Below are 23,052 nucleotides of genomic sequence, written 5' to 3' on the forward strand. Positions count from 1 at the left end.
ACCTTCCAGTATGGCAGAAAAAGTTGGTAATGGAAAGTCTAGCTGACTCGATTTTCATTCGTGGGTTGTGATAAAAATTATCATGGAAGTTTAGGGGAAAAATTGTGGATAGGGGATGGTGAAGATATTCTTTTTTATTGCCCCCCTCTTTTTTGTTGTAAAATCTCCTGTAACCTTTTCTGGTTTCCCACCGTCTTTATATAATGAAAAAGAATTCTTTTTCATTAAAAACGCCGCGCCGGATGTGATCAGGCCGGCAGGTAAAAAGTTCCTTAAGGAGAGGCGCCCCTTGTGGCAGGAATTGTACCGGTTGATTTACCACTACTTCAGCGGCCTGGGGCTGGCCCGGGAAGATGCCGAGGACCTGGCCCAGGAGACGCTGGTGGCGGCCTACCTCCACCTGGACGGGGTGCGGCCGGGAAAGTTAAGGGCCTGGCTTTTCACTGTCGCCCGCCACAAGTACATTGACTGGCTGCGCCGCTCCCCCAAGGGGGTGGTGCTGGTGAATTTTCCTGCGGAAGAGCTGACGGACGGGGCACGGGGGCCGGAGGAAGCCGCGCTCGCCGGGGCGGTCCGGGAGGCGGTGGTGGCTGCGCTGAACCGCTTAAGCCCCCCGGAGCGGACCCTGCTGGCGCTGAAGTATAACCTGGGCCTGAGCACGGAAGAGATGGCCGCAGCCCTGAAGATGAAGCCCGGCACCGTCAAAGTGAGGCTCTTCCGGGCCAGGCAGAAGTTTAAAGAGGAATACACAAAGCTCTGGGAGGGCTGATCATGACCGAAAAAGAGTTGAACATGGGCGAAAAAGAAGGTGAAACTTCGGGAGGACTGGCCGGGGGCGAAGAAGAACAGTTTTTTTTGGATGAGCGGCGCTTTTTACACCGGGTGCGGTGGCGCAGCGCCTTACGCACGATCCTGATTGCCCTGGGGGTGATGGTGGTCAGTTTCGCGCTCCTTTTTGTGTGGACCAGGCACCTCCTGAACGAGCAGAGGAACCGCATCGATAGTTATTACCCCGACCTGGTCCGGTACAGCACCCCCAACACCATTGCCGTCCGCGGCTCCTGCCAGGATGTGGGCTGGCTGGGGCAGCAAAGGGAATACCTCCTGGTCCGGATGGTCGGCGACCACCCCGTTTACGTCGGCACCACCAGGGTGGAATACCAGGTTTGGGGCGGGGAAATGTTCCGGGACCCGGACCAGACCGTGCTCCGGGCGGGGGGCCGGGAATACCTGCTGCCCGGCGCGGTCCCGCGGTTAAGGTTTTTCCACCCGGCGGTAACCCACGAACAGCTTCCCCGCCAGTTCGACCGCTTGAACGGAATACCCGCCGATAAAACGGTAGAAATGGCCCTGTCCTTTAGCCGCCTGCTCACCAGGGAAGAGATGACCGCCTTGCTTCCCGCGGGGGTGGAGCCGCTCTGGGGCGCCATCTCCGCCTACAGCAACGAGGAAATTGCGGTGGCGGGCAAGAAAAGCCCATTTGCGGCGCATAGCCTGGCACACCGGCTGGTGGGCCTTCCCCTGGGCGGTTTCCGGGACGGGGAGGACGCGGAGCTAAGGTTTACCGAAGAAAAATTTCCCGAAGAATTGCGGCGTTTAAGCGGGATTCCCAGTTACTCTTCTGAATTGCTCAAGCGCACGGCCGATTATCTACAGAAGAACGGCATCCGCTACTACGGCCTGGTGGTTTGCGGCAAACCGGCCGATCTTTTAAAATTGCAGGATAACCCGGTGGTTTCCGCAGCCGTTGTAGGGGCGGTCGCCGGGAGGGAGTAGCAGGGGCACAGGGGATGGAGCCGGCTTCATTCTTCCGGTTTTACCCCCTCGAAATACTGCCAGACCAGGGACTGCAGGGCCGGCGGCAGGGGCGCCCGGGACAACGATTCCCGGGCTTCGGCTTTATACGCAGCATAAACTTCGCTGTAGGGACGTATGGCCCCCAGGGTCGTGGGGGACTGGTGCAGGCCCACCTGTTCGCCGGCTTCACCGGGACGCACCTGCCCGGCCACCCGGGATTCCTCCCCCCTGCCCCCCAGCAAGGAGGGTGCATAGATTGTCTCCATCCCTCCGCCGGAATGACCGGCCCCCTGGCCGCCCGTCCCGTTGCCGCCACCACCCCTACCGATGCCATTGCCTCCATTGCCCCGTCCACCGGAACCGGTATTCTCTCCACCACCGTTACCGCCGCCGGTCCGATCTCCCGTGCCCTGACCCTGACCGGTGCTTCCGGCCCCGCTCCCGGAAGCATAGTAGCCATCGCCGGCATTGCCGCTCCCGGCAGCACCAGTACCCCCAGCATTTCCGGTTGCCGCCCCCGGCGCACCAGTCCCTGCACCTGCCGGATTTGCGGCTCCACCGGGGTAACCGCCGGCCCCGGCCATTTCGGCTCCCGGACCGCCGGGATAACCGGCGTTTCCGGCCATAGCCAGGGCAGATGCCGGAGCCCCCGCAGCAAGTTGCCGGGCCAGGCCGTTAAAGACGGAGGATGCCGCGGCCAGCCGGGAAGCGGCCAGGGCTGTTTCCGCCAGTTCACCCAGCGCAGAGGCCAGGGCTTCACCGGCACTGTCGGAATGATTACCCTTACCGCCTCCTACCCCCTGGGAACTGCCCGCCGGATCACCCTCACCGCCGTCCTTGCCCCCCAGCATGGCCCGGGCCGCATCCCGCAGGCTCTGGCGAAGGGCAGGGGTTTTCACCGCTTCCGCCCCCTGGAACAGGGCCAGGGCCCGCTCTTCCCTTTCTTTCCCGTCAGCCGCCCCGAAGAGCTGGCGGGCCAGCTCCTGGGTTTTTGCGGCATCTCCGTTTTCTAAAGCGGCTGCTAAGCCCTTTAAAACCCGGTCATTTTTGCGCTCCCAGAGGGCCGCCAGTTCCCGTACATCCCGGCGGGCGCCGGGGTTAAGGCCCCTCAGCAGATCATCCAGCTCCCGGCTCGAACGTTCCAGCCGGGTAGCTGCCTCCATCCTATTCCGGGCCTTGCTCACTGCCCGGGGAAGGGCGGCCAGCTCACGGCGCACTTCTTCCGGCAGCAAATTCTGGGCACCAAGCTTTAAGTGCTGTACTTTTTCCACCGCCAGCCGGGACTGCCTGGCCGCCTCCGCCAGGGCCGCCCGTTCTTCACGCCGGGCGTCCCAATGGGAAGCAAGGGGGTTGGGCATCAGGGAAAGGACGAGCAACACCGCTGCCACCAGGCTGGCATGCCCCCAGGGCCCGGCGGCGGGCATGATTGGGTAGATGCGCTCCAGCCTGGGACCCAGCTCACGGCAGGCGGCCAGGGATTCCCCTATCGCCGCCCGGGCCCAGGGATCCGGCGGGGACTGCCGGGCCAGGAGGCGATAGGCGGTGATGGCACGCCCGTCCAGGCCAAGGGAATCGGCCACCCGCACCACATCCAGGGCATCGGGACGTCTATAGGCACGCCAGGCAACCACCAGCAAGGCCGAAGCTCCGCCCGTTACGGCGGCCCACAGGCCCGGCAAGCCTACCGGCGTCAACCGCAGCAACACCAGTGTCCCAGCAGCCAGGGCCATCCCCCACAAAAGAGCCAGACGCAGGCTCTCCAGCAGGTAGCGGGTGCGCACCCGCCTCAACAGCGACGACAGGGCATCCGCCAGGTCGGCATGAGGCCAGCCATGGCGCTTTTTCTGGCAAGACATCAACATACCGCGGAAGCTTTTGATCATAACGAAATCCCTCCCTGCCCCCTGGCCCTGGCCCGCCGGGAGGCCAGCCATACCGACCAGGGCTTGCGGGGGGCAATGACCAGAACCGATACTACCAGGGAGATCACCGCGAGTATTCCCTGGCAGAGGGCAAAACGGGCCCAGGACGGTAACCCGGCCCTTACCGGGGCCCCGGGATATACGCCCGGGTAGCCCGGCCCGTAAGCAGAGGTCCCGAACACCGGACCCGTCTGGAACTGGCGCATGATTTCGTTGAGCAGCGTTCCCACCAGGGGGATGCGGCCGCTCATGGACAGCCCTTCATTTTCCATACCGGGCAGGGCCGGGGAAAGGGCCGCCAGAGGGCTCAGGTAAACATACCAGGGTGGGCCGGGGACGGACTGCCACGGCTCACCAGCCGGTACGGGCATATCTCCCGCCGGCTGCCTGCCGGCACTGACCACTCCTGCCACTACCAGGGAACCAAAGACCAGCATAAAGACCAGGACCAGGGAAACAATAGTGGCCGCCTGGCTGCGGCGCAAAATGGCCGACAGGGCCAGGCCCAGGGCACCGTAGCCCAAACCGGTGGTTAAGGCTACCACCAGGGCCATGCCCATGTTGGTCAGGGGTACCCCGCCGAAAAGAAAGACCACCGCCAGCACCGGCAGGGCAGCCAGCACCAGGAAGAGGAGGTAGGCCACCGAGGCCAGCCACTTGCCCAGGACAATTCCCGTTAAAGAAGCTCTGGTCACCAGCAGGAGATCATAGGTGCGTCTCTCTCGCTCGCCGCTGATGGCTCCCGCGGCTATGGCCGGGGCAATAAAGGCCAGAAGCAGGATCATGCCCAGGACCAGAAGGCTGTAGAGGTTCAGGCCCACCTGAGGCATGATCTGGCTGGTGCGATCGGTCATGAGCCATAGAAAGGCCAACGTACCGGCACTCATCAACCCCAGGAAAAAGCTGAGCAACAAAGGAGAACGCAGTCCCCGGGTACGGCCACGCATTTCCTTGCCCAGCATGGGAACCAGGCCGTTGCGCAGTCCTTCCCACTGGTTCCGGAGGAATGTTTTCATGCTTCGCCCCCCTCCCTGGCCAGCAGCAAAAAGGTATCCTCCAGGCTCTGCTGTGTCTCGGCAAAATGGGTTACGGCTGCCCCACTGGAGATCATCTCCTTCAACAGGGCCGCCGCCTGGGCCTGGCCGTCGGACAGGCTGAATTCAACCTGTTCCTCCGTGGTATTGATGATTTCCACGCCGGGCCACGCTTCCAGGACGGCCAGCGCCGGGGCCAGGGACCCGTAACAGCGCACGATAAAATTCCGCCGGTGTGCGGCGGCCAGCACTTCGTGCAAAAGCCCCTGGCGCACTATCCGGCCGGCCGTAACCATACCGATGTGGGTGCAGAGATCCGCCAGCTCCGAAAGGATATGGCTGCTGATAATGATGGTCTTGCCCAGACGGCACAATTCCTTTAATATTTCCCTCATTTCCACCCGGGCCAGGGGGTCCAGACCGCTGGCCGGCTCATCCAGGAGCAAAACCTGGGGATCGTGGATCAGGGAGCGGGCCAGGCAAAGGCGCTGCTGCATCCCCCGGGACAGGGTGTCAACAAAGGCCTCCCGCTTGTCCCCCAGTTCCACCAGTTCCAGGAGGTCATCCCGCAACCTGGCCGCCCGCTGGCCCCGGATGCCGTACGCAGCGGCGTAAAACAAAAGGTATTCCCCCACTCTCAGGTCGTCGTACACGCCAAAAAAATCGGGCATATACCCCACCACCCCCCGCACTGCCCGGGGATGGCGCACCACATCGTAGCCCGCTATTTCGGCTGCGCCGCCGTCGGGCAGCAGCAGCCCGGCCAGGATGCGCAGGGTGGTGGTTTTACCGGCCCCGTTCTGCCCGATGAACCCGTAAACGGCCCCCGGAGGCACCGTCATATCCAGCCCCTGCAATGCCATTACCCTTCCGTAGTATTTAACCAGCCCGCTGGTACGGATCATTCCATCACCCCCCTGTAGGCTACCGTGGGCGGCAGGAAGTAAAATCCTCTCCCGGAGGAAAAGCTCTCGCCATTTACCCGCAGCAGTACTTCCCCGCCCGGCCTGGCATATTCTCCAGGCAGGGTAAAACTTTTGGCCCCTGCCAGCGGCTCCCAGCGCCCCCGCCCGGGGTGATACACTTCCAGCGCTCCCGGAGCGACATCCTCCGGATGGGAAGAAGGCGGTCCCACGGCCCCCTTGGGCATACCGGGAGTGGACCGGGTGGGGAAGAAAGGCAGTTCTACCGTAACTTCCTCTACTTTTGCCCCGGCAGGCAAACCCGGCCGGAAGGCATAGGTAATGGAACCGCCATCCAGGCCAATCAGGTTATTATGGCCGGAGATGCCCCGCACCTGCATATCCACCGGTTGAGGCACAACCAGGCCCGCGGGTAAGTCAAAAGCACCTCTGGGGATCGCCAGTTCCGGGTGCAGGAAAATCATGCTGAGGTAGTGGGTTTTGGCCCGCAGGTTTTTCACTTCCACGTCCTGCAACGGGTCGTGGGTCCAGGCCACCAGGGTCAGGGGCTGGCTCACGTTCTCCACCGGCCCGTAGCGGTACATGCCCAGCCACTGGTCCAGCATCATGGCCCGCCGCTGCTCCTCCACGGTCAGCGGCCGGGGCGAGGGTTGATAATCGGGCGGATAATGCCCCCCCGGGGGAGCCCCAGCTTTACTCTTATCACTGCGACCACCCGGTTGCAGGAAAATCTGCCAGGTGGGCAGGTTGGGACGGGGCATCCCCTGGGGATTGTAAGCAGGCGGCACGGGAATGGGCATATCCACGGCCACCTCCTTACCCGGCGCCAGGTCCCCCAGACCCCGGTAATCATCGCCCAGCAGCAGGGTAACGTGGTCCAGGTGAAGGGCGGTACCGTTCTTCACCGTGCCGGTCAGCCGGGACCCTTCCACCCGCAGTTTTGCCGTCAGCCCGGCAACGGCCTCCGCCATGTCCTGGCGAAAAGCAAGGGTGCGCATGGTCCACTGGGATGCATCGCTGAAACGCACCTCCAGGTCGTTTCCCCGGACAATGGTATAGGGCGGCTCTGCCGGCGGGCCGTAAATTTCCCAGGGCCGTTCCCCAAAGGTCTGCACCTGCACCGGACGATCCGGACCGGCCAGGGTGGCGGTAAAAGTGGGCCGGGTTGGTGCAAAAAAGCCCACGGCCGTGCATCCCTGAACCCGGTCCCCGGTGGCGGCATCGGCCACCTGGACCGTATTGACCAGTACACTGGTTCCCGCCCATAACATGTAAAGATATAGACCACCGGTAAAGACCACAGCCAAAAGTGGTACGGCCAGCCAGGTGAATTCGGGCCGTTTGAGCCGCCGTAACAACAGATAAGTTAACGGCCCGGCCACCACCACAAAGGACAGCAGGTAGATCCCCACCATCCACCAGCGGGGAAAGGCCGTTTGGGGCAGGTTATTGGGCAGGTAAGATATGTTCCCCAACCGGGCCATGGGGAAACTGGGGCTGAACCTGTACTCCTCCCGACCCCTTACCATCAGGAGCCTTTCCCACAGGGCCCGGCCCAGGGCGCCGTGATTGAAGGGCTCTTGATTGGGGTCAAAGGTAAGTACGGTAATCCTGCCGCTACCGTAATCTTCCTGTAGCCCCAGGGGACTTTCCGCCGGACCCCACCAGGTCCCCTTCCCGGACAGACGGGCCGCGGGAGCAACTGCAACGCCGGGGGCAGGCTGTTGTAACCATGCCACCGCCGGCTGCCAGTTATTACGGCCGGTTATCCCCCGGCTGCTGATGGTGGTGACTCCGGCCGGCAGGGCAGCCAGGGTCTCGTTGACCTCCAATCCGCCGGCCAGCACCAGGTGCCCTCCCAGTTCCACCCATTCGGCCAGGGCGCGCCGCTGCTCCTCCGTCAGGGTACCCGCCCCGGAACCGGTAACGAAAATGGTGGCAAAGGCATTCAGATCTTCACCATGCCGGGGAAAAAGGTCCGCTGTAAGCGGTATTAGCCGGGGAGCCCGGGGAACACCGTCGGGCATGGTCAGGCGCACCTTTTCCAGCGCCGGAGGCACCTGCCCGAGCACCCCGACGGCACCTGCCGTGGGACCAGATATCATACCCGCACTGCCCGGTACATTCATTTCTACGCTTCCAAGGACCTTTTGCCCCTCCAGAAAACGGAAGATCATCTTGTCCCCGGGACCATGCCAGGGAAACCATAGCACCACCCGCTTTTCCGCACCGGCGGGCAGGGAAACTTTCTCGCCAAAGGCTGAGGCGGGAATAAAAATGGGCGGCCCCGGTTTGGTACCGGGTGGAGAACCGGGCGGCGGAGGTGGTTGGTGCTTATAGTGGTTGATTACTTCCACCACACCGCTGATGTCCCGCCCGCTGGTATTTTTCAGGGTTACCACCGCCGGACCCGTACTACCCGGCACCACCTGTCCCCGCCAGCCCGGTTCCACGTTCATTTTGACGGGACCGGACCGGGCAGTTGCCGCCGGCGGCGCAGCAAAAACCACCCGGGAAAAACAAAAGAGCATTACAAGGGTGAGTATGGCGGCCAGCCAGCGCCACGCCGGCAGTCGCCGGAAAAATTGTCTGGCGACACCGTGGCAGCAACCTTTCACTGCCGGCAAAGGCCGATACTGGCCCCCACGCGCGCAAAAAATTTGATTTCCCGCCAGCGATTCAGTTAACCGTTGGGAAAAGTTTTGCCACATCAACCCTTTTGACCCCACCCCTTTCGTTTCATCCTGCTCATTCCAACCAGGCTTTCGTAATAAACCCATCCTGTTCTCCCCTTTTAGCTAATTGCAAGCTAAAGTGCAGTGAAGCCTGGCACCTGCATCAACCCGGCCAGACCCGGCCTTCTCCCCCGGCACATCCCTGTACCATCTCATACCTCTATATCATAGACGAACCGGATGGTCCTCTGGTTCCATTGCCGGGCAAATTTTTGGGGAAAATTGTCCCGGCAATATTATGCGGGCTTGTAGCTAAAAAAGCCGGTCGCGGGACAATACCTGTACCCGCGACCTCTGTTTGACATCCATAACTTTTCCCCGGGTCAACTGACCGTAAAAGATCAAAAAAGAGTATGATTCCCCACCGGGAAATCCACGCTCATCAGCGAGCAGTTGACCACTACACCCTCGGAGTGGCAAAGACAATTAGACCTTAACCTGCCTGCTTCCCGGCCATAATCTGCTCCAGAAGGCGCTTTAGTTCCCGGAGCTGGCTTTCCAGGAGCTGTAGCTTTTGTACCGCCTGGCTGGGGCAGCAGTTACCGTACTGGGCACAGGCACTGCAGGGGTCGGTATAGGCCAGCGGGCACCCGGTCATTTCAATTCCCCCCTTTCCTCTGGTTGCCGACAAAAAACGCCCACTGCCGGTAGCCCTGATTACTGGACCGGCCCGTGGGCGCCGTCGCCATATCCCGTGTCACCGTTGACACAATTATTTGTATTTTCAGTATATCACAACCTGTGCCTCCGGGCAAGAATTCATTTTGGGGCTTAGCAGGTGCAGGGAGGGCAGATGTTTTTTTACTTTACCGCAAATTTTTTGTTTTTTTCGCCGGGTGGCAGGAATTTCTTGTTTTATGACGAAACAAAAGTAAAAAGGCTGGTTATTCCTACCTGGAGAGACCTTAAAACATGTTTGGAGAAACATTACCCCAGGCATTGCTGGCATTACCCGTACAGGACCTGCCTGAAAGTATTGTCATGGCCATGGCCGTTTTTGCCCTCCTGGGCCTGCCGCTGGAATGGAAAAAAATCGCAGCGGTAGCCCTTTTACAGACAGTCACCAACCTGGTGCGTTTACTGCCCATTGCCTTTGGGATGCACACGGTGATTTTGACCATTTCCCTGGCAGCTTACACCAGGCTGGTCACGGGTGCCAGGCTCAGCAGGGTTTTTCTTGCGATCATAATTTGTTTTATTGTTATTTTTACCGTAGAACTGATAAGCGTTAAGCCATTAATGGCGATAAGCAACCTTTCATATGAACAGGCAGTTAAAAACCCTCTGTTAAGAGGCCTTTTCAGCCTTCCCTATGAGGTTGCCTTATTAATGCTGGCCCTGGTGAAAAATTATTTCAACCAGCGGAACGGCAAACAAGCATCCAGGTGATGCCTAGATGGTTCGTTTTAGTCCCTCCCGGGAATTTGCCGGTTACCTGCGCAAAACCCTGGCGCTAACAGAAGAGCAGGAAGAGATTGCGGCCTATAGTCTCTTGCTCCTCTTTCAGACCGTCATCTCCATGCTGGGCATATCACTGGTGGCATGGCTGGCAGGATGCCTGCCGGCCGCCCTGGCAACACTTTTTGTAAGCGCATTCCTGCGCTCTTTTTCCGGCGGCGCCCATTGTACATCGCCCGCACGGTGTACTATTTTAAGTATCCTGACTGTCCCCTTGTTTGGAACGCTGGCAACCCATCTCACCCCATTCTTTCCACGCCCATTACTGGCCCTGGTAATTCTGGCCGGCGGGGCACTGGCTTTTGCGGTTGTCTGGCGGCTGGCACCGGTGGATTCCCCGGCCAAGCCCATTACCTCACCACGGGAACGGCAACGTTTCCGTTACCTCTCCGTATCAGCAGTGGCAGGCATTGTCACGCTTCAATCTGTCCTGCTCGGATTCCATGCTTCTAATATGGCGGCACTAATCCTGGCTGCTGAAATGGGTATGCTGTGGCAGGTATTTTCCCTGACCCGTACCGGCCACCGCTTTGTAGCCAGGTTAGACAAGCTGTTAAAATTCACCTGAGTGGGGAGGTGATTCTACCAAATGAAGAGGTTATACTTTGGTGCTTTATCTGCCCTTTTTAGTGTGTTACTTTTTGTTGCCACCGTGAGTATAAAACCTACGTGCGTATCATGGTTCTACCAACCAGAAGTACCTCGTGCTCTGAAAAAATAGCGTTTCCAGCGTTTTAGGAGAGGTTTCCTCTCCTAAAAGCCTTTTATACTACGAGAGGTATTTTTATGATCACATGGAAAGAAAAAAGACAAAGAAATATAACGGAGCATATCACTTGTACGCAGATCCTATGTATTCTATTAGCATTACTGGCAATACCAGCTTTATATAATTTTTCACCGTGGGAAACATACATATATTTTTTTAATTCCTGGTCAATCTTTTTAGTAACAATTACTCTAATTATTATTTTATATTTAATCAATAAAATTGGTTACCAAAAAGTAACGTATCTTCCTCATATAAGCGAATTATTAATAATTTGCATTTTACTACCCCTTACTCTTTCTTTGTCTGTAGCCTTTCCGGCAACTAAATCCCTTCTCCTTATACCGGTAATTATCGCCGCTACCACCTGGGGTAAAAAGGTTGGGGTGGCAGTGGCCGCCTTTTCCAGCTGCGTGGTGCTTATCAGCGATTTATTCCCCATCCTGCGTTCTTTTTCACCCCGGGCTTTCCAGATAGATCTGGTCAATGCCGGTGTAATCGTCCTGGCGGGGTGGTTTATCGGCGGGCTTACGGATATCGAAACCGAAACCAGGAACAGCCTGATCCACCTGGCCAATACCGACGGCCTGACCGGATTGTACAATCACCGGTACTTCCAGGAAGAACTGCGCTGCCGCCTGACAGAAGCCGAAAAAACCGGCAGGCCTTTAAGCCTGATCATGATGGACATAGACTACTTCAAGTTCTATAACGATGCCTTCGGTCACCAGAAGGGTGATCAAGTCCTGGCCACCATCGGCCGTATACTGGCCCGGCTGGTAAAGGAGCCTTCTTTTGCGGCCCGTTATGGAGGAGAAGAATTTGTAGTAGTCATGCCCGGGGTGGACCGGGAGGCAGCCCGGGAACTGGACGAGCAGATCAAGCGGGAGGTGGCCGGTTTTCCCTTCGAAGGTGCCGAAAACCTGCCGGCAGGGAGGATGACCATCTCCTCGGGCATAGCCTGCTATCCCGGGGACGGTACCACCGCGCGGGAACTGGTCCGGGTGGCGGATGACGCCCTTTACCGGGCCAAATACGGCCGGAAAACCCACCTGTACTTCTCTGTCGTGGACGAACTGCGCGCCTTTAGCCACTCGGAAAAAGAGCTCTTTAATTCATTAAAAACCCTTCTTACCATTATTAACGCCAGGGACCGTTATACCTTCGGACATTCCGAGCGGGTGGCCGGTTACGCCGTAGCCCTGGCGGAGAGGATGGGGCTTCCCCCGAATCATGTCAGCCTGCTCCAGTGCGGTGCGTACCTGCACGATATAGGCAAGGTTGAGATACCACCGGAAATACTGAACAAGCCCGGCAAACTTGATCAAAATGAATGGGAGATGATTAAAAACCATCCTGACTGGGGCGGGAACATTGTCCGCCCCCTTACCCTGCTCTCGGCCATTGTCCCGCTGATCCGTCACCATCACGAAAATTACGACGGTACGGGTTATCCGGACGGGCTGGCGGGGGAAGAAATCCCCCTTTTTGCCCGTATTTTACGCATTGTCGATAGCTTTGACGCCATGACCACAGACCGCCCCTATAAAGCGGCGAAAACCCCCCGGGAAGCGTGTATGGTCTTAAAACAAGAAGCCGGGAAAATGTTTGACCCTCACCTGGTGGAGTTGTTCACGGAAATCATCATGAAACAGGAGGCGCGTAGCAGGTAATCACTCGCTCATGAATGTGCTTAAAATGACACCGGCAGCCTGAACTCCTGTAATCCGAAATCTACCCTGCCCGCCAGGCAATGGGCATACGCCGGCCCGTACCAAAGGCCCTGGAGGTCACCCGCAGGCCCGGCGCAGCCTGGCGGCGCTTGTACTCGGCCCGGTCCACCTTGCGAATTACTTCCCTGACCAGCTCCGGGTCGAAACCACGGGCGGCAATTTCATCAGCCGACTTCTCCTCTTCGATGTATGCCTGCAGGATGGCGTCCAGCACCTCGTAGGGAGGGAGGGAGTCCTGGTCCACCTGGCCCGGTTTCAACTCCGCCGAAGGGGGCTTAACCAACACGCTGCGGGGAATAATTTCCCGCTCCCGGTTGATATAGCGGGCCAACTGGTAAACCATCACCTTGGGCACATCGGCCAGCACTGCCAGCCCTCCGGACATGTCGCCGTAGAGGGTGCAGTAGCCTACAGCCATCTCGGACTTGTTGCCGGTGGTAAGGACAAGGTAGCCCTCCCGGTTGGAAATGAACATGAGGATATTGCCCCGGATGCGGGCCTGGATGTTCTCCTCCGCCAGGTCTCCGTACGGGTCGCCACCCCGATTCATGGCTTCCAGAAAAGCACTGAACATTCCTTCGATAGGCACTTCCCGGAAGGCAATGCCCAGGTTTTCCGCCAGTTTCCGGGCATCGGAACGGCTGCCGGGAGAGGAGTAGCGGGAGGGCATGGAAACCCCCAGCACGTTCTCCGGCCCCAGAGCCGCGGCAGCCAGGGCGGCAGTGACGGAGGAATCAATGCCTCCGCTCAGGCCGATGACGGCCTTTCTGAAACCGGTCTTCCGCATATAGTCGGCGATTCCCAGCACGAGCGCCCGGTAAACGTAGCCGGTGTCTTCCCCGGGCAGGCGTCCGGGGGAAACTTCCAGACAGGGGTAAAGCTGCGGCGCGGCATCCACCGGTTCCCCGGTAGGGCAGCGGAGCCTCCCCATCGTCCTCACCAGCACCCCCATGGCGCCTGTTCTTGCTACTTCCAGCAGGACCACGTCCTCCTCAAAACTGGCCGCGAGGCAGGCCACCTGGCCGGAGGGGTTCACGGCCAGGCTGGAACCGTCAAAGATTAGTTCATCGTTGCCCCCCACCTGGTTGGCATAAATAAGGGGGCGGCCGTATTTTCTGGCAATGCTCCGGATCATGTCCACCCGCAGGCCGATCTTGCCGTAATGATATGGGGAGGCCGACAGGTTTATGATCAGGTCCGCCCCTTTGTCCACCAGCTCTTCCACGGGGTCTATTTCATAAAGCCGGCGGTTCCAGTAGTCCTTGTCATTCCAGATGTCTTCGCAGATGGTCAGGCCAAGGTTAAAATCCCCCAGCCGCACCGGAGCCCTTTCCCGGGCAGGCCTGAAATACCGGCTTTCGTCAAAGACGTCGTAGTTGGGAAGCAGACTCTTGTCCTGCCGGAAGAATAAACTTCCTCCTGCATAGAGCAGCGCGGCATTGTAAAGAAAGTCCCCTTCTCCCTTGACCGGGGCGCCCACCAAAAGGGCCGGTCCCCGGCTCAAAGGGGCCACCTCTTCCTGCAGGGCATCTTTTACCCGGTGCAGGAAGCCTTCCCGGCAAAGCAGATCCCGGGGTGGGTAACCCGTTACCGCCAGTTCCGGAAAGATCACTAAATCCGCGCCGGCCTGCCGGGCCGCCTCTACGACCCTCCTCATTTTACCCACGTTGCCGCCGACGTCCCCAATGGTGGGATTCAATTGGGCTAGAGCTATGCGCATGTACTGGAACCCTCTTTCTGTGGCCATAATAAAACCCCGCCCTCCGCTCAAAAAGCGTATGGCCGGGGCCTCATTGCCCTGATAGTTTCTCTGCCCGTATTTTAACAAAAACAAAAATGACTTGCAAGGCCGGGTGGGTACTATGCAAAAGCAGGAAACTACAGTTATAATAGAAGCACAGGAGGTTCGCAGCAGCAGCCGGATAAACATACCCAACGGACAGGATATGCATCCTGTAAATACCTTTCGGGAGGTTATTATGTTAATGAACTCGACCTCCATTGAGATCCCCCAAAAAGAGTTATACACCTATGAAGATTACGCCAGGCTGCCTGAAGGCGCACCCTACCAGCTGATCGGAGGGAAGCTGGTTATGACACCTTCTCCATCTACATTTCACCAACTCGTCCTGGTCCGCCTGTTAGGCCATCTCCTGAATTACCAGGCAAAAGAAAACAGGGGCACCATTCTGGTTTCTCCCGTGGATGTTTATTTTAATCACGAGGAAACCTTCCAGCCGGATATCATCTTTATATCCAGAGAAAGAACCCATATTATCGAACACAATAAAATTAACGGCGCCCCCGACCTGGTAGTGGAAATTCTCTCCCCCTCCACCGCCTATTATGACCTGCGGAAAAAATACAGGGTTTACGAAAGATACGGGGTAAAGGAATACTGGATCGTGGACCCGGAAGATGAAACGGTGGAAATATACCTGAACAAGGATGGCCGGTTCATACTGCACCAGCAAGTGAGGCGCCAGGGGGTGGTGACCTCCGCTCTTCTCGACGGACTTAAAATAGAGGTAGCAGAGCTACTTGTACAAATGCCTTAATATTAACCCGCTCCAAAAGTCTCATCCCTGCAAGACATTCCCCCCCCCTCATGGGGGTTCATTTAATTTCCGTGCCGGCATCTTACCGATTGTTCAAGGTGATATCCGCAGCCAGCACCCCTGTAACCCGGCCTGCCTCATCCCGTATGGGCAAAGACAGGGTCCGGCAGGGCTGCCGGGTGATGGCCGAAATATAAACCGGAGAAAAGTATTCCTCCCCCGCCATGGCCTTTTGCCACCAGGGGCGGATTCGCGCGTTGGCCAGGGCGGCCGGCGGCTGGGAGAAAATAAAGGTGCCGTCGCCGCGGTTGGAATAAACCGCTTCAATGCCGGCCTGCCGGGCCAGCCAGTCCGGCAGGAGGGCGCCGTGAGCCGCCGGGTCCAGGGTCTGTATCTCCGGGCGGGCGGCCAGTTCCCGCAAAGCTTCCATCACCTGTTCCATGTGCATTTTTTCCGATTCATTCAGCTTACCAGCCTCTTCTTCCGGGTCGCCGGCAGCCGCGTTTTTCTCCACCAGTGCGGCCACCCCGGCCAGCAGCTCGCCCACGCTCTGAATGCTGGCAAAGCTGTTTTCCAGCACCTCCACCGCCGCACCCATTTGCTGCAGGTAACTATCGATTTCCTGGTAAGCTTCCCCGACCCGCCGGCTCATACCGGCCACACCACGCTCAATGTCGGCAATGCTCTCCCTGATGTGCCCGGCTTCCTCCACACCGGCCGCAATCCCCTCTTCTCCGGCCCTAATCTGGAGCGCCACCTGGACCACCTTTTCTTTAATCCCTTCCAGGATGGCACCGGTCCTTTCCACGGCCTGCTGGGTACGGTCGGATAGCTTTTTCACCTCTCCGGCCACAATGGTAAAACCCCGGCCGTGCTCGCCGGCCCGGGCCGCTTCTATGGCAGCGTTCAGGGAAAGGAGCCGGGTGTGCTGGGATATCTGCCCGATGCTGGCCACAATTTCGTCCACCTGGTTCACGGCCTGGCTCAACGTGCCGATCTCGCCGGCCACCCGGGAGGAATCGGAACGGATGCGGTTGACGGCCTCCAGCACCCTTTGGAGCACTTCCCGGCACTTTTCCACCAGCCGCCGGTTTGCCTCCGCCTCCCGGCCCAGTTCCTGACCGAGTCCGGAGATGGCCCTGGCGGCCTCCTGCAGTTTTTGAAAGGTTGCCACGGCCTGCCGGGCGTTCCGGCTGACCAGGGACATCTGTTCCACCGCGGCGGAAACCTGTTCCGCCGTCACCCGGTAATCCCTGGACAGGATGCGTGCCCTGTCCACCTGCTCCTTTATCTCCTGCCATAAATCATGTACAGCCGGAAGATCCACTTCCGCCTCTTTACCCGCCCGACGGCTTTTGATCCCGGCCGCTAGTTTGCCTAATAACCTCCTGTTTTCCCGCCTGCAATAAGAAGTAACCACTACCGTAGCCACCAGTGCCCCCAGAAATGCGCCGGCCGGTACGGCCACCGGAAGCGGCCACCACCAGCCCGGAATGATGCCGGCCAACCCGCCAAAGATAACCGGAAGGACAAAGCGCGTCACCGCCGATCCCGTCTTCCTCTCCATTCCCTCCTGCCCCTTTCTCTGATCATAAAAAATCTTTCTTCGTTGAAAGAAGCGGGAAAGAGCGCCTTTGCCCTTCTCCGACTATTTTAGCACCACGGCGAAGGGAAATCTACCACCCGGATACTGTTTTCAAGCGTAACATCCCTGTTTTTCCCCGTATTCCGGGGAGGGCCGCCCGGCGGCCCGGGCCACGAAGCGGCCCAGAAGAGGGAGATAACGGGTGTTCAGTCCCGGGTCCAGACCGTAAAGTCCGGCAAGTACCCGGTATAGTTCCTCCAGGGAAGTGTTCCCCGCCCTTTCCCCCATCCCGCCGACGGTAACATCCACCCACTCCACGCCCGCCTTCACCGCCGCCAGGGCGTTGGCCGTGGCCAGGCCGAAGTCGTTGTGGCCGTGGAATTCCAGCTCCAGATCCACCCGCTCCTTCAGCCAGACGAGGCGTTCAAAGGTGGTGAAGGGGTCCAGGATACCCACGGTGTCGCAGTACCGCAGCCGCTCAGCGCCCAGCTCCCGGGCCAGGAAGGCAAATTCCAGTACGAATTCCGGATCTGCCCGGGAGGCGTCCTCCGCTCCCACCGTTACCGGCAGCCCGTACTCTGCGGCGTAAAGGCAGGCCTGCTTTAAACGCTGCAGCACCCACTGCCTGTTCTGCCCCAGCTTATATTTAATTTGAATGTCTGAAACGGGCGCGGAAATATGCACGTGCCGCGCCCCGCAGGCCAGGGAGGCACGAATATCCGCCGGCACCATCCTGTTCCAGGTGCTCACCCGGCTCCTTAAACCCAGCCGGACAATGGCCGCAATGGCCTGCTGCTCCACTTCCCCCATGGCCGGCGTACCGGCCTCGATCTGGGCTACCCCCAGGCGGTCCAGCATCCTGGCGATGGTCACCTTTTCCTGCAGGTTAAAAGCCACCCCCGGTGCCTGCTCCCCGTCCCTCAGGGTCGTATCCACAAACCGGACTCCCACCATAGTCACCTCCAATCGAGGAGTGGAAAGGCGGCAGGGCGAACTTACCCTGCCGCGGGGGACCAGGAACTTCACGTCAACAGTCCTGCTGCATCTGCCCGGCAGCGCCGGCAGTGGGTCATCTGCTCAATAATGGGAGACAGCTTTTGACGCAACAGGTTGACCCGCTCCGGCGGCGGTGGAAGCAAGCCGGCAAACTTCCCCTGGGGGATCAGGGGGATAATGTTCATGACATGCGCCCCGGCCGCCTTCACCGCCCGGGCCACCTCTTCCAGGTGATCGTCATTGACTCCGGGAATAAGCACGCTGTTTACTTTAACGACCATGCCCAGTTCCCGGGCCAGGCGGATGCCCGCATGCTGGGCCCGCCACAGCAGTCCCGCCCCGGCAGTCCCCTTATATACCTGCCCCCGGTAAGATACGTAATCGTAAATCCGGCTGCCTACCGCCGGTGAAACAGCGTTCACCGTCACCGTCACCGCCCGCACCCCCGCTTCCCGCAGCGCCGGCAGCTTTTCAGCCAGCAGCAGGCCGTTGGTGCTGATACATTTTATCAGCTCCGGAAAACGGTGATGCACCAGTTGCAGGGTATGCATGGTGGCCTTGTTGGCCAGGGGCTCCCCGGGACCCGCAACGCCCACCACCCGGATGCGCCCGTCCCTTTCCACTACCCGCTTTACGTGCTGCAGGGCTTCCCCCGGGGTCATCAGGCGGCTGGTCACGCCAGGGCGGTTTTCATTGGCGCAGTCGTAGAGCCGGGTACAATAACGACACTTTATGTTACAGTCCGGCGCCACCGGCAGGTGTACGCGCCCGAACCACCTGGCAGCGGCTTTATTATAGCAGGGATGTTCCCTGGTTATCTCCTCACAGGCTGGATCTCTCATTCTCGTTTATCCCCCTCTCCATATACCGCACGTGTCTGGCCACCGTAAATATTCGGTGAACCTGGTTGGATGCGGCGCTGTCACGCGCCGACAGCACCGCATCCTCGTCATAACGGTTTTACTGAATATTTACTGGCCACCATTTCTTCGCCTTCCTCACGCATGAACCCGTTATTACCCAGCCGCCACACCGGGGCTCCCACCAGGGCCGCCACTTCCCGGGCCAGGTTCACAAAACCGTTGAAGCCGGCATAAGGACTTGTTTCCTGTGGAAAAACCAGGAAGGGTATGCCCATCTTATGGGCCATGAACCTTTCCCTGGTGCCCCCCACCAGCAGGTCCGGCCGGTACCGGTGCAAAAATTCCTCCAGTTCCCGCTGGTGGGCGTCATCAATCATAGGCGTTCCCCGGCCCAGACAGCAGCGGGACTCGGTATAATCTTCCCGGCAGCCGAACTGGGAGCCGCACAAAACCACCTCCATGCCCAGTTCGCCAAAGGCCCTGGCCATGGAACCCATGCGTGAAGCGCCAAAAAACAGGGCCACCCGCCTGCCTGCCAGGCGTCTCAGGTAAGGAAGCGCCCTCTGCCTGGAGGCTTCCGCCTCCTTTTCCACCCACGCCGCCTCCCGCGGGCGGTTAAAGAAAGCAGCAATGGCCTGCAGTGCCGCCGCGGTTTCGGCCAAACCAAAAAAGGAAACCTTCCGCCAGGGAATGCCGAAGCGCTCCTCCATCTTCCGGGCCAGCCAGCGCCCGGTACGCCCGCAGTGCACGATATTGAGCCCGGCCCGGTGAGCCCGGGCCATATTTTCTACCGTCGCCCGGCCGGACACGGCACAGATAATATTTAAACCGAGACGCTGCAACAACTGCTCAATTTCCTTCAAATCCCCCTGAACGTCAAACTCACCAAGTATGTTCACACTATTTTCCAGGGGCGGCCCGGCCGGAGCACGCCCGATAAAATGCTCGAGCAGGGCTGCCGCGGCGACATCGTGCCCTTTACCCTGGCTCACCCCGCCGAAACCGGGACAGTTGACCGGCACCACCGGCAGGCCCAGGGAGGCCGATGCCCGTTTGCAGATTGCCTCCACGTCCTCACCGATCAGTCCTACCGCGCAGGTAGTGTAAACCAGCACGGCAGAAGACCGGGGACGCAAACTTACTGCTTCCCTGATGGCATCTTCCAGTTTTTGCCCGGCACCAAAGACAATCTCCTTTTCACCCAAGGCAGTGGAAAACACCCTGTAGTTCTTTTTACGCACCGTCCCGCTGTAGTAAGCACAACCCACCGGCCCGTGGATAAGGTGAACCGCGTCCCTGATGGCTGCCAGCATCCAGCGGGCTCCGTAAAGCAGGCAGGCCCGCTGGGAAACTACCCCGGGGAGGGTACGCCGGTCACATGCGGGTATCTCCACCACTTCCAGGTGCCCGGCCCGTTCAGGTATTACATCAATGGGTATTTTCATAGTTTTCCTCTCCTTAATCGAAAAGCATCCCCTCTTGAGCCCAACGGGCCTCTTCTCAAAACCACCCGTTGCTCTGTGTTGTTTATTAATTGAGCCGGGACCGGCCGGGCGCCCTGGGGAGCTTTCACGCCCCCCACTGGCCGGCCCGACCCAAACCTGGCGTTTCCTGACAACATTAAGGAGTGAATCGTGGCAACTATCACCCGGAATTCTGTAAAAGTCCCTACAACTGCTGGGTACGGTCATCGGGGTACTGGTAATCCAGCATGCTGTTTACAATTTCCGCAAGCAGCATTTCCCCGCCCCGGTAACCCACAATGGGACGTTTTTGATAACCGAAGCGATCGTAGATGGGGAAACCTACCCGCACCAGCGGTACCTGCAGCTCACGGGAGATGTCCACTGCCCGGGAATTACCGATAATCAGGTCCAGGCGCGGTTGTTTTTTCAGGTACTCCTCAAACTCAAACAGGTCGCCGCCATTGATGATCAGCGGCGGTTCGCCTTCGTAACCCGCTTCGGCCAGGATGGCCTCCACATCGTGGACGAAGGTCTTGCTGGCCGTACCACCGGCCAGGGCCACCGGCTCCATCCCCATTTCCAGCACGAAGCGGGTGACACCGAGCACTATATCGGGATCCCCCATGATAGCCACCTTTTTCATCATGGTGTGGTGCAGGGTGTCGGCCAGGGAATCGACCAGCCGTCCCCTTTCCTGTAAGAGGCTTTTGGGGATGGGTTTTCCGGTTATCTCCCGCAGCGCCTTTAAAAAGGCATCGGTACCCTGTACCCCAACCGGTGGTGGACCAACCACGGCACGCACGCCGTATTTGCGCTCCAGGTAGCGGGCGCCGGCCTGGCCGGCGTGGGGCTGCAGGGCAAAGGTGGCCAGCGAATTGGCCATGTCTCTGATTTCCCCCACCGCAGTACCCCCAGGAGGATAGTAGGGGACGGACATTGGCGGCTCCAGGGGGGCATCCAGGGTATCGGAAATGTCAAAGAGCACTATCGCCTCCACACCCATGTGGCGCAGCAGGTGCTTGATTTCCCGGATGTCGCCCGGGTAAAATAGACCCGGGATGATGTTCACCTTGCCGTTGGGTTCGCCCTTGGTGGTGGCCAGGGTCTCCACAAAGGCACGGGAGGCCCGGTCATAACCTTCCACATGGGACCCGGCAAAGCTGGGGGTGTTGACCAGCACTATGGGGATCCGGTCCGCTTTCTCAGGTCCGATCTCTTTACGCAGGTTGGCCCTGGCCATTTTAATAAAGCTGACCATATCGTCGCCGATAATTTCACTGGAACAGGTGGTCACCACGCCAATCAGCTCCGGCCAGTAACGCACCACCAGGTTGCGAATGCCCTCCACCAGGTTGCGCCGCCCGCCAAAAACCGCCGCATCCTCATGGAAAGAGGCGGTGGCGATAACGGCCGGTTCTTTAAAAATACGGCAGAACGTATACCGTACGTAAGTGGTACAGCCCTGGGCACCCTGGACAAAAGGGATCGCCTTCCTTACTCCCAGCACCGCCCACATGGCTCCCAGGGGCATACAGGTGCGGTTGGGATTGATCACCACAGCCCTGTTCGCGGAGGGAATCAGCTCCGCCGGCCGCTCACAATACTCCGGCGCCGCCGGGACTTTTTCGATTTTTATCTGATCGTAAGGTATGCCCGTAACGGGAATTTCCTTTAGCTGCATGACCTTTCCTCCTCGTCTTTTGCCGGAGCACCATCAATGCCCCACTGGTATTTCCAAACCGGTGCATAAAGAGCCTGGTAGATATCCCGGGCGAAATTAACCATACCGACAAAGCCGGCATAAGGACCTTTTTCGTAGGAGTGGGAATTTACCGTGGGAATGCCCATCTTGCGCGCGATATATTTTTCTTTCAGCCCGGTTAAAAACAGGTCCGGCTTTTCGGTCTTGAGCATCTCTTCGATCTCAAACTCGTTGGGGTTGTCAATAACCAGCATTCCCTCCGGCGCCCGGGCGTTGATCTTTTCATAGTCGTCTTCGTGGGCAAAGGTGCAGGCGACGGCCACCACGGTCATCCCCAGTTCCTCCATCAGCTTGATCCAGTGCCATACCCGGGGGCCGCCGACGTAAATGGCCACCCGCTTGCCCTTTAACTTTTCCCGGTAGAAAGCCAGGCTCTTTTCCACCCGCTTCATTTCCCCGGCAATCACCTTTTCGGCCCGCTCCTCCAGGCCAAAGAAGGCGGCAGTTTTCCGCAGCGCTTCTGCAGTCTGCTTAATCCCGAAGAGCGAGACGCGGATAAATGGAATGTTAAACCCGTCTTTGATCATGTGGGCGATATACTCGGCGGAACGCTGGCAGTGCACCACGTTTAATTTCACATCGGGCATCTTGACCAGGTTTTCGATGCGCTCGTTGCCGCTGAAAACGGCTGCAATACGCACGCCGATTTTCTCAAAGAGCGGCCTGACTATTTTTAAATCCCAGTCCATGTTGTACTCGCCAATCAAGCAGATGTCATAGGGAGTTTTCTCTTCTTCGGACATTTTCAGCTCCGGCCGGCGCTCCCTCAACTGCCGTATCTGCCGGTAAAACTGGGTGTTAAAGTCGTGGTGCCCCCTGGACTGGCTCACCCCGGAACAACCCGGTGATTCGGAAGTGAAGATCAGCTTGCCGGTTTTCTTTTCCACCTGCCGGGCTATCGCCTGCACGTCGTCGCCGATCAGGCCCGTGGTGCAGGTGGTGAAGATGATCAATCCCTTTGCCTCGGGGAACAGCCGGATGGCTTCCAGGCAGGCCTGTTCCAGCTTTTTCATGCCCCCGAAGACAACATCTTTTTCCTGCATGTCGGTACACATGCAGTAGCGGCGGTTGAAGGCGACATTGGTCAGGCGGGTGGGCGTAGCCCAGGGATAAAAGTCGGATAGATGCCGCCGCGTACCCCACGTGTACCAGGCGCAACCTGCCGGCGCGTGAACCAGTTGAATGACGTCGGAAATCGGTCCGCCCACGACCCCGCGGGCACCGGCAAAAGCTCACCCGCGCTCGGTCATATCTCCCGGAATGGTGGCGATATTACAGGCGGGAATTATGGATTTCTCCTTTTCTGTGCGGTAAATATGCTTATCCCGCTCGGGAATCGTTTCGTTGCACTTCATTCTTACCACAGGCATGATTTCATTCCTCCCCTCACGTCTTTCGCGACAGCCGTCCCCCGGCCGGACGGACCATCGTCCACACTTCATTTAAGCGTG

General features: G+C 58.8%; 19 protein-coding genes. 7 read left to right on the top strand and 12 right to left on the bottom strand.

The genetic code is table 11. The annotated features are described in order from the left end of the window. The first annotated feature begins 289 nt into the window (after nt 1–289). Both J2Z49_RS08975 and J2Z49_RS08980 read left to right on the top strand, forming a co-directional pair. Nucleotides 290–769 (top strand): RNA polymerase sigma factor, encoded by a 480-nt coding sequence (locus J2Z49_RS08975; RefSeq protein WP_307402287.1) that lies wholly within the window; start codon nt 290–292, stop codon nt 767–769. 2 nt (nt 770–771) lie between these two features. Next, nucleotides 772–1,776 (top strand): anti sigma factor C-terminal domain-containing protein, encoded by a 1,005-nt coding sequence (locus J2Z49_RS08980; RefSeq protein ID WP_307402289.1) that lies wholly within the window; start codon nt 772–774, stop codon nt 1,774–1,776. Between the two features lie 26 nt (nt 1,777–1,802). Here the strand turns inward: J2Z49_RS08980 and J2Z49_RS08985 are convergent, their stop codons facing one another. From J2Z49_RS08985 to J2Z49_RS09005, 5 genes are all read right to left on the bottom strand, one after another. Beyond that, nucleotides 1,803–3,680, bottom strand: a complete 1,878-nt coding sequence (locus tag J2Z49_RS08985; RefSeq protein ID WP_307402290.1) for a hypothetical protein — start codon at nt 3,678–3,680, stop codon at nt 1,803–1,805. Next, the gene (locus tag J2Z49_RS08990) at nt 3,677–4,735 is read right to left on the bottom strand and encodes an ABC transporter permease (RefSeq protein ID WP_307402292.1); all 1,059 of its coding nucleotides are present in this window, start codon (nt 4,733–4,735) and stop codon (nt 3,677–3,679) included. Before J2Z49_RS08990 ends, J2Z49_RS08985 begins: the two co-directional genes overlap by 4 nt. Then, nucleotides 4,732–5,658, bottom strand: coding sequence for an ABC transporter ATP-binding protein (locus J2Z49_RS08995; protein ID WP_307402293.1), 927 nt, complete (start codon nt 5,656–5,658; stop codon nt 4,732–4,734). Before J2Z49_RS08995 ends, J2Z49_RS08990 begins: the two co-directional genes overlap by 4 nt. After that, the gene (locus tag J2Z49_RS09000; RefSeq protein ID WP_307402295.1) at nt 5,655–8,207 is read right to left on the bottom strand and encodes a DUF4350 domain-containing protein; all 2,553 of its coding nucleotides are present in this window, start codon (nt 8,205–8,207) and stop codon (nt 5,655–5,657) included. Before J2Z49_RS09000 ends, J2Z49_RS08995 begins: the two co-directional genes overlap by 4 nt. Before the next feature lie 637 nt (nt 8,208–8,844). After that, on the bottom strand, nt 8,845–9,009 hold the full coding sequence (locus tag J2Z49_RS09005; RefSeq protein WP_307402296.1) for a hypothetical protein: 165 nt from the start codon (nt 9,007–9,009) through the stop codon (nt 8,845–8,847). A 314-nt stretch (nt 9,010–9,323) separates the two neighbouring features. Between J2Z49_RS09005 and J2Z49_RS09010 the strand changes: the two genes are divergently transcribed. From J2Z49_RS09010 to J2Z49_RS09025, 4 genes are all read left to right on the top strand, one after another. Continuing rightward, nucleotides 9,324–9,800 carry a hypothetical protein gene (locus J2Z49_RS09010; protein WP_307402297.1) on the top strand — a complete coding sequence of 159 codons (477 nt, stop codon included), beginning with the start codon at nt 9,324–9,326 and terminating at the stop codon, nt 9,798–9,800. Nucleotides 9,801–9,807: 7 nt separating this feature from the next. Further along, a complete protein-coding gene (locus J2Z49_RS09015; protein WP_307402298.1) occupies nt 9,808–10,437 on the top strand; it encodes an accessory gene regulator ArgB-like protein in 630 nt (209 codons plus the stop codon). 21 nt (nt 10,438–10,458) lie between these two features. Beyond that, nucleotides 10,459–10,590 (top strand): cyclic lactone autoinducer peptide, encoded by a 132-nt coding sequence (locus J2Z49_RS09020; RefSeq protein WP_307402299.1) that lies wholly within the window; start codon nt 10,459–10,461, stop codon nt 10,588–10,590. Nucleotides 10,591–10,940: 350 nt separating this feature from the next. Then, nucleotides 10,941–12,311 (top strand): bifunctional diguanylate cyclase/phosphohydrolase, encoded by a 1,371-nt coding sequence (locus tag J2Z49_RS09025; RefSeq protein WP_307402301.1) that lies wholly within the window; start codon nt 10,941–10,943, stop codon nt 12,309–12,311. A gap of 61 nt (nt 12,312–12,372) precedes the next feature. Here the strand turns inward: J2Z49_RS09025 and J2Z49_RS09030 are convergent, their stop codons facing one another. Next, nucleotides 12,373–14,118 (bottom strand): NAD+ synthase, encoded by a 1,746-nt coding sequence (locus tag J2Z49_RS09030; RefSeq protein WP_307402303.1) that lies wholly within the window; start codon nt 14,116–14,118, stop codon nt 12,373–12,375. Nucleotides 14,119–14,356: 238 nt separating this feature from the next. Between J2Z49_RS09030 and J2Z49_RS09035 the strand changes: the two genes are divergently transcribed. Beyond that, a complete protein-coding gene (locus tag J2Z49_RS09035) occupies nt 14,357–14,929 on the top strand; it encodes a Uma2 family endonuclease (protein WP_307402304.1) in 573 nt (190 codons plus the stop codon). A gap of 82 nt (nt 14,930–15,011) precedes the next feature. On the opposite strand, the gene J2Z49_RS09040 is transcribed toward J2Z49_RS09035, so the two are convergent. From J2Z49_RS09040 to J2Z49_RS09065, 6 genes are all read right to left on the bottom strand, one after another. Beyond that, nucleotides 15,012–16,496: a methyl-accepting chemotaxis protein gene (locus J2Z49_RS09040; protein ID WP_307402305.1), complete on the bottom strand. Its 1,485-nt coding sequence runs from the start codon at nt 16,494–16,496 to the stop codon at nt 15,012–15,014. Between the two features lie 129 nt (nt 16,497–16,625). Beyond that, a complete protein-coding gene (locus tag J2Z49_RS09045; RefSeq protein WP_307402306.1) occupies nt 16,626–17,540 on the bottom strand; it encodes a beta/alpha barrel domain-containing protein in 915 nt (304 codons plus the stop codon). Then, a complete protein-coding gene (locus J2Z49_RS09050; protein ID WP_307402308.1) occupies nt 17,537–18,352 on the bottom strand; it encodes a radical SAM protein in 816 nt (271 codons plus the stop codon). The genes J2Z49_RS09045 and J2Z49_RS09050 overlap by 4 nt, the downstream gene beginning before the upstream one ends. Before the next feature lie 107 nt (nt 18,353–18,459). Next, nucleotides 18,460–19,818 carry a nitrogenase component 1 gene (locus tag J2Z49_RS09055; protein WP_307402309.1) on the bottom strand — a complete coding sequence of 453 codons (1,359 nt, stop codon included), beginning with the start codon at nt 19,816–19,818 and terminating at the stop codon, nt 18,460–18,462. A gap of 223 nt (nt 19,819–20,041) precedes the next feature. Then, nucleotides 20,042–21,520 (bottom strand): nitrogenase component 1, encoded by a 1,479-nt coding sequence (locus J2Z49_RS09060; protein ID WP_307402311.1) that lies wholly within the window; start codon nt 21,518–21,520, stop codon nt 20,042–20,044. Further along, nucleotides 21,511–22,971 (bottom strand): nitrogenase component I subunit alpha, encoded by a 1,461-nt coding sequence (locus tag J2Z49_RS09065; RefSeq protein WP_307402313.1) that lies wholly within the window; start codon nt 22,969–22,971, stop codon nt 21,511–21,513. Before J2Z49_RS09065 ends, J2Z49_RS09060 begins: the two co-directional genes overlap by 10 nt. Nucleotides 22,972–23,052 lie beyond the last annotated feature (81 nt).

Source organism: Desulfofundulus luciae (assembly GCF_030813795.1).
Lineage (GTDB): Bacteria > Bacillota > Desulfotomaculia > Desulfotomaculales > Desulfovirgulaceae > Desulfofundulus > Desulfofundulus luciae.